We start from the raw sequence: 14,243 nt of genomic DNA, 5'->3' as shown, positions 1-14,243 counted from the left end.
AAGCGATAGCTTACCGCTTTTTATTGCCTATGCTTGAACCGCCTCCCCCTCATTGGACCTTGCCATGTCATCACCCGAGAGCGATCTGCAAGCGAGCTGGCAGCGCAACGCCCAATCCTGGATCGACGCCGTGCGCAGCGGTGCCATAGACAGCAGGCGGCAGGTGACGGACCAGGCGATCTTACTGGCCATTCTCGGTCGTCAACCCAAACGGGTGCTGGACCTGGGCTGTGGCGAGGGCTGGTTGCTGAGGGCACTGGCAGAACGCGGCATCGAGGCCGTGGGGGTCGATGGAGACGACGGATTGGTGCAAGCAGCGCGATCGGCTGGGTCGACACAGGTCTACCAGGCCAATTATGGGCAGTTGGTCGATGCCGAAATAGACGTGGGTTCAGGTTATGACCTGATCTGTGCCAACTTCGCGCTGCTGCATCAGAACATCATCCCGCTGCTGGCGGCCATGAACGCATTGCTCACCCCAGGCGGTGCGCTGGTGGTCCAGACGCTGCACCCCTGGAGCGTGGCTGCCGGAGACTATCAGGATGGCTGGCGAGAGGAATCATTCGCCGGAATGGCCGGGCAGTGGCAGCCGATGCCCTGGTACTTCAGGACCTTGTCCAGTTGGCTGAATGCGCTGGAGATGGCTGGGTTGCAGTTGGTCTGCCTACAAGAGCCCCAGCACCCGCAAAGCAGTGTGCCCCAGTCGTTGTTGATGATTGCGCAGCGCCGTTGACGTCATCGGTCCTATCGCCTGCAAGCCGGTGCCTGCTGTGTCACTCCTAAGGAGGCCGTGGGTCATTCACTGCAGTGTCGCGGTGACGGGCGCCACAGGCGGACGCAGGTGCAACACGCGGTCTCGCCCACCTTCAGCCAGCAAGTATCCGCCCTTGCCGTCCGGCACGATCGCCTGGGGCGCTTTGAGGAAGGACAGCACGGTGTGCTGGTCGCCCTGGGCATCGATACGCAGCAACCGTGCACGATGGGTGTTGTCTTCGCTGATCCACAGGCCGCGCTGGTCGCAGAAGAGGAAGGTCGGGTTGCGCAGGCCTTCGACCACCACCGGGTCCTGACCATCGTCGGACACCGCACGCACTTTGCCAGTGGCTTTCTCGGTATACAGCAAGCGCCCGTCGCTGCAGCGGGTCAGGCCTTCAGTTTCAGTCAGGCCCGAGCGCAAGACATCGAGCTGGCCACTGTGCCAGTCGTAACGCAGCAAGCGGCCATTACCTTTGCGGTCTTCGATGGCGTAGAGCGTGTCGCCGTCGTTCCACAGGCCCTGCACACTGTCGCCCTCGAACAGCGCAGTGACCTGACCATCACGGGCAAGGCTTACGGGCGCTCGGCCACCTTCCTGGCTGAACACCCATCCCCCTTGGGCGGCCACCATGCCATCTGGCTTGGACAGATGATCGACCAGCACCACCCGGTCGCCTTGGGCAGTGATCTTGAGGATGCTGCCTTTGCCATCGTCCAGTTCGCGGCTGACCAGCAGGCTGCCGTCGGCCTGGGGCAGCAAGGAAGCGGCTTTGTCTACCTGGCGATGCAACACTTCGACGTCCCAACCCTTGGCAGCCTGCACTGGATAGAAGCTCTGCCAGGCGAAGAAACCCAAGGTGGCAGCCAGCAGGCTGGCGGTGGCGGTCAGGGCAATACGCGTGCTGCGCTGGCGCAGGGTGGGCATGGACACAGGCTCCTTGAAATGGCCCGTCGATGCTAGCAAGGCAATGTGAAAAAAATGTCGTTGACACCGCTGAAGGTAATCAACAAAAAGGATATAAAAATAAGAAAACAATCTAACTAAGGAGAATAAAGGAATTGAAAGCAACAGGCCTCCTCCTTAGGCTGGGTTCACGGTTTGCCCTATAAGAACTGAAGGAGCGTCAGCCATGTCCAAACGAACTTTTTCCCCTCTGCGCCGCCTGCTGCTCGGAGGCCTGCTGGCCGGTGTCGCCAGTGCCCTGCTGCCGTGGTCCAACGCCCTGGCCGAAGAGGCCAGGACACTGCGCATCGGTTATCAGAAATTCAACAGCATCAACATTCTCAAAGGCAGCGGCGCACTGGAAAAAGCCCTCGCGCCACAGGGGGTGAACGTCAGCTGGCATGAGTTCGCGGCTGGCCCGCAATTGCTCGAAGCCCTGAGTACCGGCGCCATCGACCTCGGCCACGCCGCCGATGCCCCGTCGGTGTTCGCCCAGGCCGCTGGCAAGCCTGTGGTGTACCTGGCCGCTGAGCAACCCTACCCACGGGGCATCGGTGTGGTGGTGCGCGAGCAGGACAACCTCGGCTCGGTACAAGACCTCAAGGGCAAGCGCGTGGCCACTGGCCGTGGCTGGAACGCCCAGTACCTGCTGGCGGTGGCCCTGGAGCAGGCTGGCCTGAGTTACAGGGACATCACCCCGGCCTATGTCAACAATGCCGCCGATGCGGTGGCAGCCCTGCAGTCGGGCAGCGTCCAGGCCGTCACCCTTTGGGACCCGTTCCTCGCTGCAGCCGAAAGCCGGCCCGGCCTCAAGAACCTGCGCGATGGCAGCGGCCTCTCCAACAACCGCACGTTCTACCTGTCCACCGCAACATTCGCCGACCAGCACCGCGACCTGCTCAAGACCTTCTTCTCCGAGTTGGGCAAAGTCAGCCAGTGGGCCAACGCCAAACCGGGGGAAGTTGCAGCCTTGCTGGCACCGCAATTGGGTATCGACGCCAAGGTGCTGGAAGTGGCCAGCGAGCGGCGCAACTACAACGCCGTGGCCATCACTGCGCAGATCGTCGCCGAGCAGCAGAAACTGGCCGACACCTTCCAGGGCCTGGGCCTGATTCCGCACAAGCTGCACGTGGCCGACGCGGTCTACCCAGCCTCCGTGCTGCCCTGAGCGGAGCTTGCCTACCATGCCACGCCCGATCCGCTTCAACGCCTTCAGCATGAACGCTGCCAGCCATCAGTCCCCCGGCCTGTGGCGACACCCGCGCAACACCAGCGTGGCGTTCAATCGCCTCGACTACTGGACCGACCTGGCCCGCCTGCTGGAGCGCGGACTGTTCGACGCCTTGTTCATCGCCGATGTACTGGGGATCTACGACGTGTACCAGGGCGGGCCACAGGCAGCCCTGCGCGGTGGTGTACAGGTGCCGGTCAACGACCCGTTGCTGCTGGTGCCGGCCATGGCCGGGGTGACCGAGCACCTGGGTTTTGGCGTGACTTTCTCGCTGACGTACGAGCACCCCTACCCGTTCGCCCGGCGCATGTCGACGCTCGACCACCTGAGCAACGGCCGGGTGGGCTGGAACATCGTCACCGGGTATCTGGACAGTGCCGCGCGCAACCTGGGCCTTGCCCGGCAATTGGGTCATGACCAGCGCTACGACCTGGCCGAGGAGTACCTGGAGGTGTTGTACAAGCTCTGGGAAAAAAGCTGGGACGAGGACGCCGTGGTGCTGGAGCGCGAGACGGGCCGCTACGTCGAGCCGTCCAAAGTGCACGCCATCGGCCATCTGGGCGAGCACTTCCAGGTCCCAGGCATGCACCTGAGCCAACCGTCGCCGCAGCGCACCCCGGTACTGTTCCAGGCTGGCGCCTCGGCGCGCGGCCAGCAGTTCGCCGCGCGCCACGCCGAATGTGTGTTCATCAGTGGGCCGACGCCCACGGTGTTGCGCCGCTATGCCGATGGCATCCGTCAGGCCAGTGACGCACAGGGTCGCGGGCGTGATGAGGTGTTGATCTACGCCCAGGCACTGTTGATCGTGGCGCCAACGCGGCAGGAGGCCGAGGCACGTTTTGCCCAATACAGACGCTATGTCGACCTGGATGCCGCCCTGGCCCTGCTATCGGGCTGGACCGGTATCGACTTCGCAGGCCTGGACCCGGACGCGCCCATCGAGTACGTCGAGAACGACGCCGGCCGCGCCGCGCTGGCCGCGTTCACCGCCGCCGACCCGAACCGCCGCTGGACCGTACGCGAAGCCGCCGAGTTCATCGGCTTGGGCGGGCGTGGTCCGGTGCTGATCGGCTCGCCCGGCGAAGTTGCCGACCAACTGGAAACCTGGCTCGACCAAACCGGTATCGACGGATTCAACCTGACCTACGCGGTGCAACCGGACGACCTGACCAACGTGGTGGAGCTGCTGGTGCCGGAGCTCCAACACCGTGGCCGCTACCCCACGGCCTATACGGAGGGCACCTTGCGGCACAAATTGTTCGGTCAAGGCGCGCACCTACCCGGGGCGCACGCTGGGCGTCAGGTCCGCATTCAGCCGGCAAATACCGGGTATTCCAACATTTAATTTGTGGATGATACAGGCTCGCCCCTATGCTGTCCGTGCATCCCCTGCGCCGCACCGGCCGGTGCGGTTCACGGCACGGGGAGAGAACAACAAGTCGAGATTGTCCATGTCGAATCATTCGTACTTCGCCCCCCACGGTGGGCACCCGGCTCAGACCGAGCTGTTGACTGACCGTGCCATGTTCACCGAAGCCTATGCCGTCATCCCTAAAGGCGTGATGCGTGACATCGTCACCAGCCACCTGCCGTTCTGGGACAAGATGCGCATGTGGGTCATCGCCCGCCCGCTGACTGGCTTTGCCGAGACCTTCTCGCAGTACATCGTGGAAGTGGCCCCGGAAGGCGGCAGCGAGCGCCCGGAACTGGACCCTAACGCCGAAGCCGTGGTATTCGTCGTCGAAGGCGAAATCGACATCACCGTCGAGGGCAAGCACCACACCCTGGGCCAAGGTGGCTATGCCTTCCTCGCCCCTGGCGCCGAGTGGAGCCTGCGCAACAACAGCAAGGCCAACTGCACCTTCCACTGGCTGCGCAAGCACTACCAGAAAGTCGAAGGCCTGGACGTGCCGGAATCCTTCGTGACCCACCGCGACAACGCCACCGTCATTGAAATGCCGGGCACCGAAGGCCGTTGGGTTACCACCCGCTTCGTCGACATGGCCGACATGCGCCATGACATGCACGTCAACATCGTGACCTTCCAACCGGGCGGCGTGATCCCGTTCGCTGAAACCCACGTCATGGAGCATGGCCTGTACGTGCTGGAAGGCAAGGCGGTGTACCGCTTGAACCAGGATTGGGTCGAAGTGGAAGCCGGCGACTTCATGTGGCTGCGCGCCTTCTGCCCGCAAGCCTGCTATGCCGGTGGCCCAGGCAAGTTCAGCTACCTGCTGTACAAGGACGTCAACCGCCACGTGCACCTGACCCTCAACCCACAGCGTTGAGCCCAGGCTGACGGCCATCGATCACGCCGACTGCCACAGGAACGAGCAGGTCCTGTAGCAGTCGGTTCGCCGGCGCAGCGCTACCTCGCAGCCACATGCCACTGGCGCTTGTGGCGCGCTTTTTCTTTGCCGCGCATACTGCTACTCCCCCCTTGCGCGGTGTCCATCATGCTCCGCTACCGCCTGTTCGCTGCCCTGCTTTCTCTCTCGCCCATCGGCCCGCTGGCCGCTGAAGACTGGAACCTGGCCTATGACCGCGAAGGCATCAAGGTGTACCTGAGCGCTGTCACCGACTCACCCTACCAGCAGTTTCGCGGCGTCAGCCGGATGAAAGCCAGCGTGCGCACCCTCACCGACCTGCAGGAAAACCTGCGTGTCGCCTGCAAATGGCTCTACGCCTGCGCCCAAATGCGTCTGCTGGAGGTAGCAGGCGACAGCACCTGGGTCTACCTCACTACCAACCTGCCCTGGCCCACCATGCCGCGTGACATCGTGGTGAAGGTGACTACCGAGCGCCTGGAAGACGGCACCCTGTTCCGTCATCTGAGCGCCGACCCGGACAAGCTGCCCGAGGTGCCGGGACTCATTCGCGTACGACGGCTCAGTGGACAATGGATCATGAAGCCGTTGGGTGAGCGCGATACCGAAGTGACCTATGCCCTACAGGCAGATCCCGCCGGGGATGTACCCGGTTGGCTGGCCAACCGTTTCGTGGTGGATGCGCCAGTGGTCACCCTGCGCACGTTACGCGCCGTGGCTGAGCGCCAGCGTTGAGGCCAGGCCCGCGCATGTGGTTGCTACGCGGTGCCAGCAAGCGCCGCCAGCGAGGGCCTGCATCTGGGTTTCGCGGGCAAGCCCACGCCCGGCCCGCCCGGATCAGATCACCTTGACTGCACGGCCGATGAACTTTACCGGGCCCGTGGGGGCACCGGTAGGAGACCCTCCCGCTTTTTCAAGCGTCAACTCGAACAACTGGTTCGGCTCGAGCGCCGGCAGGCGCTTCACAGGCACACGGTAGGGCTCGCCCGGCTTGACCAACCCCAGCGAAACAGGTGCGCGCCACTGTTCACCTTTGGTCCAGAACTGCAAGGTCATGCCATCGGGCACAGTATCGCGGCCAAGGGGTATCAGTTCGATCATCCGCGCATCATTGGCGTGCACTACCCAGCCAGGGGCTTGGCCCGACGGCGCCACGAGCACGACTACATAGGTGGTCTCCGGTGGTGTGCGAGTCCACAGCGCCAGGGCCAGAAGCAAGCTTGCAGCCAGCCCGGCAGCACTCAAGCCTTGCCACAGGCCGACGCGGCGCCACCGACTGGCAGAGCGCGGACCTGGAGATTGGGACTCGTCAAGGCTGCGCTCAATCCGCCACCATAGGCGACGCGGGGGCTCGAGGGGCTCGGCCAGCTGGGTCAATGCGAGCAGTCGGGCCTCCCAAGACTCGACCGCAGCGCGTGCGGCGGGCTCTGCTGAAAGCCGCGCGTGCAAGGCGGTACGCTGCTCTGCATCCAGGGTTCCCAGGACGTACTCGGCCGCCAGATCGTCCAGCTCCTGATCACCTGCATCCACTGGGGTACCTTTCATGTCATGCACTCCCGCAAGGCCTTCAGGCTGCGCTTGATCCATGCCTTCACAGTGCCCAAGGGGGCGCCGAGCAGAATCGCGATTTCAGCGTTGCTACAGCCATCGACATAAGCGTGCAAGATGCAGCGCTGCGCGGCGGGCTGCAGTCGCTCAAGGCAGCGGTAGATCTTCGTCGACCCTGACCATAACTGCATGTCGCCACCGTCGGCCGGCAGCGTCAGCGCGGCCACCATGGAGGTTTCGTCCAGGTCGGTTTGGCAACGACTGTCGCGCACGTAGTTCAAGGCCAGGTGACGCGTGACGCTGTAAACCCAGCCGCGCGCTGAACCTCGCGTCGAATCGTAACTGGCGGCGCGCGTCCAGATGCGCAAGAAGGCATCGTGAACGATGTCTTGCGCTGCCGCCGGGTCCCGCGCGATGCGTTGAACGACCCCGAGCAAGCGGGCCCCCTCATGCTCGTACAGCGCCTGTAAGGCGCGGCGGTCTCCCTGGGCGCAGGCAGCGAGGCAGCCCTCGTAGTCAAAAGCAACAGCGGGCGCGTTCAAAGGTGGGACGCTCCTTTCATCATGCTCACGACGATGCCCCTGGCAACCCGCCAGGGGCTCGTCCAGCAGCGTAGCTGAGCAATGGAGACAGCGCTTCAAGCCCTGGTTACCCAGGCCGTCGGGTGGATCGTCACTTGGCTGACCAGAACACGTAGTCCGCCTGGTACTTGACGATCTGCTGCGCCCCTTTGTTTTGCTCCGTGCAACTCACCGCCGGTGCCACACCGCCACGGGTGGCGAGGCGCTGTATGTAGCTGACGCCTTGCATGGCGCCCGCACCGTCTGCCGGGTTAGCTTTGACCAGTTGATAAGGCAGGTCGCCTTTGGCCGCAGGCGCAACGGCGAGCTGGGTGCCAGTCACTTTCGAGCCATCCTTGGCTTGCCAGGTGGCGGGCGGACCGAAATAGTCACCCACTGGCTTACCAGCGCGGTCATTCAGAACGGCTTTGGGGCCAATGAAGAACCATTCTGTTTGACCTGGCGCATTGGCCTTGTCTCTGCACTCGTAGGTAATGTCCCCCACCCCCACGGTTTCCAGCATGACTTTGTGGCCGTCGGGTACCTTGACGGCATCCGGAATGCCAGACTGGGCATGGACGGGGGTAACCCCGAGTGCAAGACAAATCGCGAGCATTGCGGTTACGGGCTTGGTGCTCATAAGGAAGCTCCTGAAGAGGGTATCGGCAGCGCGATGAGCGACTGCCTGATAATCACTACCCGCCAACTGCCGATATGGATGCACTGCCGCGAAAAAATAGAGGGGCCGGAAAAGACCTCGAATGGATAAGGGCCAATGGCGACTGCGCAGAAAGGTCTTTTGGTTTCCGCGAGGAAGCAGCAGGGTATGTTCCTGCAACTGCTCATCCCGCTGATGTCGAGCAGCTCATCACGCGTCAGTGGATGGGGCTGGGAAATGGAAAGAGAGACCCACCGTGCGAATCTGCGATGGTTGCCCTTCATTCAGCTGACACAACGTCAGACATCGACGGCCCGGTGTAACCCACCTTCCAGCGGTAGCTCGTAGGATTTCTTCACCGTACGCACCACCAGGGTGGAAGAGTAAGTGCGAATCGGAATATCCCGGTACGTATCGAGAAACCGGTAGATGTAGTCGGTGTACTCGGTGGCGTCGCGAAACTTGGCAACCATCACGAAATCGAACTCGCCGGTCATCAGGTAGCAATCCTGGATCTCCGGGTGGCTGGCGAGGATGTGCTGCATCTTGCGGTCGATGTCGTTGCTGTCGCGATCGAGCTTGACCAGAAAGAACGCGGTCACCTGAATTCCCAGTTTGCGCTCGTCCAGTATGGCGACCTTGGCCTTGATGATGCCCGCGCTCTCCAATCGCCTGATCCGCCGGTAGCAACTGGTGGAAGACAGCCCGACGCTGTCGCTGAGCAATTCCAGATTCTGGCTGCAATCCTTTTGCAGCTTTCCAAGAATCTTCAGATCCATGGCGTCTGTCATTTTTCCCGTGTCTTCCTTGAAAAACTGCAATGAATCCGCCACGAGGACGCGCCAATTTGCACGATTCCCTGCGGGCTGGCTCTTTACCATCAACTGAGCTTAGCAGCCCGGCCAAATCTGGCCCGCAGGGCCGCATGAGAGGGACCTCATGATCATTGCCAAACCCACATGGGCCGCGGACATCCACGGCCTTTTCACCGCCCCGTACTGGATTCCCGCCGCGCAGCGAGCGGACGTGGCCGCCTCTTGGATCGGGTGCATGAATGCCTATTTCGTGTATCTGGACGACCCTGGGTCGGTAAAGGCCTGGTCAGAAACCATTTACCAGCACCTCGCCTCGCGCAACATGCCGCTGACGCTGGACCAGCAGCAGTTCTGGCCAATCGATGCGCTGGAAACCTTCAGGTTGTGGGTCAACCAGGGCTGGCGCCTGGACGACAGTTCTCCCTTCGACCTGGCCGAGCGCATCCCACCGCCGGACCTGCCGCAGCCGGTCAAGCGGGTGAGGCAGGACATCCGCGCCCTGAGCCTGGAGGAGCTGAACCTGTACCGCGCGCGCTTGGACGACGTGATGCACGTGGGCGACCCTGACAGCGGCTCGCCCTGGCAACGTTACGCCTATATCCACACCAATTGGTGCCTGCATTATCAGGAGGCCTTTGCGCTCTGGCATCGGGCCTACCTGTTGTACCTCGAAGAACTGATCGACTGCGCAATCCCTTACTGGGACTGGATGGCCGAAGACGCCAGCGTCGATGGCAGCGCGCAAGCCGGCCTGCCCCAGGCCTTCCTCGATGAAACCTATGTGCACCCGCACACCGGCCAGACCCGGCCCAACCCCTTGCGCTATGCGGCTGCCAAGGATGGCTGTTCCAAGGTCTGCGCCAGCGGCGCGGGCGACGGGGTGGATTGCCGGTATGTGCAGCGCGATCCATTGTTCTACACCCATGGCGACGAGTCGCGCTTCGCTCGCACGCGCTTGTTCGGCATGAGCCGGATCTTCCAGCAGCAGGTGGTCGATGCCCTGAAGTTCGCCACCTTCAGCCAGCCACAGGGCGTGCCCGGCTATCCATGGGCCAACATTCCAGTGTTCGATCCACCCCAGGAAGACCGCCTGTACCCCAATCGCAGCCTCAACTTCGATGGCCTGTACGAGCAACCTCATGACAACTACCACGGTTGGATCGGCGGCGACATGGCCGATAACGCCTACACCGCGTTCGATCCGGTGTTTTGCTCCTACCACGCCAACATCGACCGCATGCTCGAAGTCTGGATCAGGGCCCACCCCGGGGCGCAATTCACCACGCAGTGCCTGCTCCAGCCGTTCGTTGGGCGTGACGCCACGCAACTCAACTTCACCACTGCCGACCCTTGGCGCTACACCACCCTGGGTGACATGGCCCAGGACAGCCGACACATCGGTTACGACTACGGCGTGCCGGTAGCCCCGCAGTTTGGCGCACCCAAGGCAGCCAACAGTGCCTGCTGCAAGCACAGCGCAACATCCGCCTCGACTGCGGATACCGCTGCAGGGCCCGGGCCGTGGGTGGTGTTCGACCATGTTCGTTGCACCCATGATACCTACCTGATCGACGTATTCCTCGACCAGCCCGACGCCAGTGCGCAACACGTAAGCGCCGACAACCCTCATTACGTGGGGCGCTTCAGCCGTATCGGCATGGGGTTGGTGGACGACAAGGGCCGCTGCATCACCCACGGCGTGTCCCGCGCACTGAATGCGGCCCGCAATGCCAGCGCGCTGGGTCTCTCGCCCGACGCTACGACGCCGTTATCGCTGGTGGTCACACATGTGGACAGCGGCCGCGTGCTGACACCCGACCAATACACGACCCTGCCTGGATTCATCGCCCGACTGGTGTGGGATGACCCGCGCCAAACCCCTGCCGGTCCGCCCCCGGTGACCGGCTGTTGTTCTGCTTCCACCTCACGCCTACCAGGAGAACCGACATGAGCACGTCCTTCACACAGTTCACCTCGCCCGCCGGCCAAGCCCCCAAGGACTACAACAAGCTGGGCCTGGAAGACCAGTTGCCGCAGTTTGAAACCGACTGGAACAACAACCTCACCGGCTGGACCCAATCGTCCATCATCGGCAACCCCTGGTCCAACCTTAACGACGCCCCCCGCTCGGGTTACTACAATCCGCTCGTCGAAGGCTTCGGTGACGTGACTGTCCCCGCGATCACCTGGGCGCCCTTCCCCAACCGGCTCTGGACGTTTTTCTACAACAACGGTGCGGCGATCGTTCCCCAACTGGGCGGCAACGCCATGACTCTGGAGCAGGTGATGGAATTGGCCGATCACGGCCAGATCACCCTCAACAACACCCTCTACAAACTCTACGATCCCGACAACCAAGGGACCTTGCTGCAACTGCCGGCCAAGCGCTGCCCCAGCATCGACTGGAAAGGCCAGTACACGGCGTTCTCGCCCTCCGGCCCACGGGGCTGGCTCGACGAGTACTGCGAGTGGTCCATCGTGCGCGATACCGACGGCAACATGCGCAAGATCACATTCACCTGCGAAAACCCCGCCTATTTCCTGGCCATGTGGCGCATCGATCCGAACGCGGTACTGGGCCTGTACCGGGACTACATCGACCCGAACGTGCAACTCGAAGACCTGTACCTGCGCTATGCCGTCGATTGCCCGACCGGCAAGGCCGGAGATCCAGTGATCGACCCCACCACCGGCCAGCCGGCCTATGACACGGTCAACAAATGGAACGCCGGTACGGCCTGTGTACCCGGCCAGTACGGCGGCGCGATGCACCTGACGTCCGGCCCCAACACCCTCAGTGCCGAGGTGTACCTGGCTGCCGCCGCCACCCTCCTGCGACCGGTGAGCAGCAGCCAGAACGCCCAGTCGCTGATCTGCTGCGCGCAGTACGGACAGAACTATCGCAACTCCGACCCGCACATCGGCTTCATGGCCAATACCAAGGCGGTGAACAATCGGCTGTCGCTGACCAACCCCATTGGCCTGTACCTGCAACAGCCCACCGATTTCAGCGCCTGGAAAGGCCCGCAGGGCCAGGACGTGAGCCAGTATTGGCGCATCACGCGCGGCACGGCCAAGTCGGCGGCCAACGGCTCCGACCAGATCCTGCAGGCGGTGTTCGAGGTTCCGCAAAGCGCAGGCTTCTCGATCAATGACATCACCATCAATGGCCAACGGGTCGACTATGTGTGGGTCATCGCCCAACAACTGCTGGTGGGCCTGAGCGTCACCGCCAAGCCGATCACCGTCACACCCCCGTCGTTCCCTTGCGTACAGGCGCGGGTTGAGGGGCTGCAACCCTGGCCGGTTCAACTGCTGCCAGTAGACCTGTTCTACGGACAATCACCCACCGACCTGCCCGCCTGGCTTGCACCGGGCAGCAGCAACTCGTTCGTACTGGTGGTGCAGGGCGCCGACCCGAGCACCACGACGCAGAATGCACGGGTGCAATTCTCCAACCCCGGCATCACGGCGCAGGTCACCCACTACCTGCCAGACGCATCCGCCATTCCCGGACAGACCAACTCCGGCGGTACCCAGGCCTACATCCTCACCATCACGGTGAGCCCGACGGCAGCACCCGGTCTGGTCATGGTGCGCGCGCTCAATCCGGGCGAAGACGCGAACGTGAGCGCGGCCGATCACCCTTGGGAGGCCGGCCTGGCGCTGGTGCCCGGCGCCTGAACCACGCCCCTCTCGTGCCGCACCTTCGGGTGCGGCTTCACAGCTTGCAAGGAGCGCAATGATGTCCAGGTCACGCTTGAGTCTCATCTCGCTGTTGAGCGGCATGTTGCTGTATCTGTCGGCCCTGCCTCCTGCTGCGGCAGCCACGATGTCGGATGCCGACAGCTGTGTGCAGCAGCAATTGGTGTTCAATCCGGCCAGTGGAGGGTTCCTGCCGGTCAACAACTTCAATGCCACCAACCAGGCATTCATGAACTGTTTTGCCTGGCAGTTGTTCATCGCCCTGAACTGGCCGGTCAATCCCGGCTGGCCTGCCACCGCCAGCCTGGCGGGTGAACCCGACATGAACAGCACCCTGGCGCAATTCGGAGTGCCCTCTTCCCCGGGGCAACCCATGAGCGTGGCGCCCGTGTGGGCCAGCTACAAAGATGCCAACGACATCTTCCTGCCCGGCGCGCCCACGCCCACCGGTTGGGGCGTGCAAACCATGGTACCGTCCGGTTGCAGCACCCAGGGCAGTCTGAAGGCCCTGAAGGTAGGTGCACGCAAGTTCATGAATGCCACCTCAGAAGGCGCGATCAACGCCTTGCATGGTTTCCACCTCTCGACCGGGACGGTCGCTTCTATTCCCGACCCCGTCATGGAAGCGTCCGGCGGCTGGCTGACGGACCAGTCTGGCAACTTGGTGTTCTTTGAACGCAAAGTGGGCAAGGCCGAGTTCGACTACATCGTCGAGAAGGGGCTCTATGATGCCGCCAATCAGTTGAAGGTCGCGCAAAACCTCGATGGCAATACACCGGAAGGCCTGTCGCTGCCCCTCGGCGAGCCAATGCGTTCGCTGCCGCCGACCCCTGTGCCACAGGAGCAGCTGGGCGCGCTTGAGCTCAAGGCCGCGTGGCGTGTGCTGACCGGCAAACCCGAGCTGTTCGGGCGCTACCTGACCACCGTCGCCTGGCTCAAACGCCCCGACACACTGGAGTGCACCCAGGAAGTGGTGGGGCTGGTGGGCCTGCATATCATCAACAAGACCCAGGCGTCGCCCAATTTCATCTGGACCACCTTCGAGCAGGTGGACAACGTGCCCGAACCGGACCAGGCCCCGCCGCAAGGAACCCCGCCGAACGGTTTCTCTTTCAACAACCCCGACTGTGGGAGCGGCCCTGCGTGTGAACCCAATGTGGCTCGTATCCAGTGCAAGCAATACCACCCCGACAAGGACTGCACCGATCTCTTTCCACGCGACCAGCCGGTACAGACCACCCGTGAGCACCCCGTCCCCAGCGACCTGCAAGCCCTGAACAGCGCGGTGCAAACCAACTTTGCACAGCAGACCCACGGCCAGTCGGTGTTCCAGTACTACAAGCTGATCAACGTACTGTGGACCCTCGCGCCCAATCCTCCCAGCCCGGAGCCGGGCGCCAATGCCCAGGTGCCGCTGTCATACGGGCCGTTCATCAGTCAGGGCAACGTGCCGGTGGCCAACACCACCATGGAGACTTACGTACAGGGCGATGACTGCAACAAATGCCATCAGTACGCGACGATTGCCGGCAGCCCCTCCTTGGCCTCGGACTTCTCCTTCCTGTTCAACAGCGCGAGTTCCGCCGGCCATAAAAGCCTGATCAAGCGCGTCAAAGCCTTCGAAACGCTCAAGGACCGCCCCTGACGCGCAAATGAGGTGATCGCTGGTCGCACCGAACTGGGCCCCGGAGCCGGTGACG

At 62.9% G+C, this 14,243-nt stretch carries 13 protein-coding genes; 8 read left to right on the top strand and 5 right to left on the bottom strand.

Annotation, left to right across the window (positions count from 1 at the left end; genetic code table 11):
• Positions 1-64 precede the first annotated feature (64 nt).
• On the top strand, positions 65-733 hold the full coding sequence (locus C4Q26_RS25380; protein WP_023380712.1) for a bifunctional 2-polyprenyl-6-hydroxyphenol methylase/3-demethylubiquinol 3-O-methyltransferase UbiG: 669 nt from the start codon (positions 65-67) through the stop codon (positions 731-733).
• 66 nt (positions 734-799) lie between these two features.
• Here C4Q26_RS25380 and C4Q26_RS25375 read toward each other — a convergent pair whose 3' ends face one another.
• A complete protein-coding gene (locus C4Q26_RS25375; RefSeq protein WP_104883860.1) occupies positions 800-1,681 on the bottom strand; it encodes a hypothetical protein in 882 nt (293 codons plus the stop codon).
• 205 nt (positions 1,682-1,886) lie between these two features.
• On the opposite strand from C4Q26_RS25375, the gene C4Q26_RS25370 reads away from it, so the two are divergent.
• The 4 genes from C4Q26_RS25370 (at position 1,887) to C4Q26_RS25355 (ending at position 5,992) form a co-directional block, all read left to right on the top strand.
• On the top strand, positions 1,887-2,867 hold the full coding sequence (locus C4Q26_RS25370; RefSeq protein WP_104883859.1) for an aliphatic sulfonate ABC transporter substrate-binding protein: 981 nt from the start codon (positions 1,887-1,889) through the stop codon (positions 2,865-2,867).
• 16 nt (positions 2,868-2,883) lie between these two features.
• Positions 2,884-4,275 carry an LLM class flavin-dependent oxidoreductase gene (locus C4Q26_RS25365; protein ID WP_023380715.1) on the top strand — a complete coding sequence of 464 codons (1,392 nt, stop codon included), beginning with the start codon at positions 2,884-2,886 and terminating at the stop codon, positions 4,273-4,275.
• Positions 4,276-4,381: 106 nt separating this feature from the next.
• On the top strand, positions 4,382-5,218 hold the full coding sequence (locus tag C4Q26_RS25360; RefSeq protein WP_023380716.1) for a bifunctional allantoicase/(S)-ureidoglycine aminohydrolase: 837 nt from the start codon (positions 4,382-4,384) through the stop codon (positions 5,216-5,218).
• Positions 5,219-5,386: 168 nt separating this feature from the next.
• Positions 5,387-5,992, top strand: coding sequence for an START domain-containing protein (locus C4Q26_RS25355; RefSeq protein ID WP_104881720.1), 606 nt, complete (start codon positions 5,387-5,389; stop codon positions 5,990-5,992).
• Positions 5,993-6,094: 102 nt separating this feature from the next.
• Here C4Q26_RS25355 and C4Q26_RS25350 read toward each other — a convergent pair whose 3' ends face one another.
• The 4 genes from C4Q26_RS25350 to C4Q26_RS25335 all read right to left on the bottom strand — a co-directional run bounded on the left by C4Q26_RS25350 (position 6,095) and on the right by C4Q26_RS25335 (position 8,802).
• A complete protein-coding gene (locus tag C4Q26_RS25350) occupies positions 6,095-6,802 on the bottom strand; it encodes an anti-sigma factor domain-containing protein (protein WP_104883858.1) in 708 nt (235 codons plus the stop codon).
• On the bottom strand, positions 6,799-7,347 hold the full coding sequence (locus C4Q26_RS25345; protein ID WP_027907362.1) for a sigma-70 family RNA polymerase sigma factor: 549 nt from the start codon (positions 7,345-7,347) through the stop codon (positions 6,799-6,801). Before C4Q26_RS25345 ends, C4Q26_RS25350 begins: the two co-directional genes overlap by 4 nt.
• Before the next feature lie 130 nt (positions 7,348-7,477).
• On the bottom strand, positions 7,478-8,005 hold the full coding sequence (locus tag C4Q26_RS25340; protein ID WP_023380720.1) for a DUF3455 domain-containing protein: 528 nt from the start codon (positions 8,003-8,005) through the stop codon (positions 7,478-7,480).
• Positions 8,006-8,322: 317 nt separating this feature from the next.
• Positions 8,323-8,802, bottom strand: coding sequence for an Lrp/AsnC family transcriptional regulator (locus C4Q26_RS25335; protein WP_027907360.1), 480 nt, complete (start codon positions 8,800-8,802; stop codon positions 8,323-8,325).
• Positions 8,803-8,962: 160 nt separating this feature from the next.
• On the opposite strand from C4Q26_RS25335, the gene C4Q26_RS25330 reads away from it, so the two are divergent.
• From C4Q26_RS25330 to C4Q26_RS25320, 3 genes are all read left to right on the top strand, one after another.
• A complete protein-coding gene (locus tag C4Q26_RS25330) occupies positions 8,963-10,789 on the top strand; it encodes a tyrosinase family protein (protein ID WP_023380722.1) in 1,827 nt (608 codons plus the stop codon).
• Complete coding sequence (locus C4Q26_RS25325) at positions 10,786-12,522, top strand: hypothetical protein (protein WP_023380723.1); 1,737 nt, start codon at positions 10,786-10,788, stop codon at positions 12,520-12,522. Before C4Q26_RS25330 ends, C4Q26_RS25325 begins: the two co-directional genes overlap by 4 nt.
• A 61-nt stretch (positions 12,523-12,583) precedes the next feature.
• Complete coding sequence (locus C4Q26_RS25320) at positions 12,584-14,188, top strand: hypothetical protein (RefSeq protein ID WP_104883857.1); 1,605 nt, start codon at positions 12,584-12,586, stop codon at positions 14,186-14,188.
• The last annotated feature ends 55 nt before the right edge of the window (positions 14,189-14,243 follow it).

Source organism: Pseudomonas sp. SWI44 (assembly GCF_002947915.1).
GTDB lineage: Bacteria > Pseudomonadota > Gammaproteobacteria > Pseudomonadales > Pseudomonadaceae > Aquipseudomonas > Aquipseudomonas taiwanensis.
The sequence above is the reverse complement of the archived record's forward strand: the minus strand, read 5'-3'. Positions and strand labels throughout refer to the sequence as shown.

Excerpts from the sequence above, each read along its gene's own strand:
- C4Q26_RS25365 (WP_023380715.1), top strand. The coding sequence starts at position 2,884 with ATGCCACGCCCGATCCGCTTCAACGCCTTCAGCATGAACGCTGCCAGC.
- C4Q26_RS25380 (WP_023380712.1), top strand. The coding sequence starts at position 65 with ATGTCATCACCCGAGAGCGATCTGCAAGCGAGCTGGCAGCGCAACGCC.
- C4Q26_RS25320 (WP_104883857.1), top strand. The coding sequence starts at position 12,584 with ATGTCCAGGTCACGCTTGAGTCTCATCTCGCTGTTGAGCGGCATGTTG.
- C4Q26_RS25340 (WP_023380720.1), bottom strand. The coding sequence starts at position 8,005 with ATGAGCACCAAGCCCGTAACCGCAATGCTCGCGATTTGTCTTGCACTC.
- C4Q26_RS25330 (WP_023380722.1), top strand. The coding sequence starts at position 8,963 with ATGATCATTGCCAAACCCACATGGGCCGCGGACATCCACGGCCTTTTC.
- C4Q26_RS25360 (WP_023380716.1), top strand. The coding sequence starts at position 4,382 with ATGTCGAATCATTCGTACTTCGCCCCCCACGGTGGGCACCCGGCTCAG.
- C4Q26_RS25325 (WP_023380723.1), top strand. The coding sequence starts at position 10,786 with ATGAGCACGTCCTTCACACAGTTCACCTCGCCCGCCGGCCAAGCCCCC.
- C4Q26_RS25350 (WP_104883858.1), bottom strand. The coding sequence starts at position 6,802 with ATGAAAGGTACCCCAGTGGATGCAGGTGATCAGGAGCTGGACGATCTG.
- C4Q26_RS25355 (WP_104881720.1), top strand. The coding sequence starts at position 5,387 with ATGCTCCGCTACCGCCTGTTCGCTGCCCTGCTTTCTCTCTCGCCCATC.
- C4Q26_RS25335 (WP_027907360.1), bottom strand. The coding sequence starts at position 8,802 with ATGGATCTGAAGATTCTTGGAAAGCTGCAAAAGGATTGCAGCCAGAAT.
- C4Q26_RS25375 (WP_104883860.1), bottom strand. The coding sequence starts at position 1,681 with ATGCCCACCCTGCGCCAGCGCAGCACGCGTATTGCCCTGACCGCCACC.
- C4Q26_RS25370 (WP_104883859.1), top strand. The coding sequence starts at position 1,887 with ATGTCCAAACGAACTTTTTCCCCTCTGCGCCGCCTGCTGCTCGGAGGC.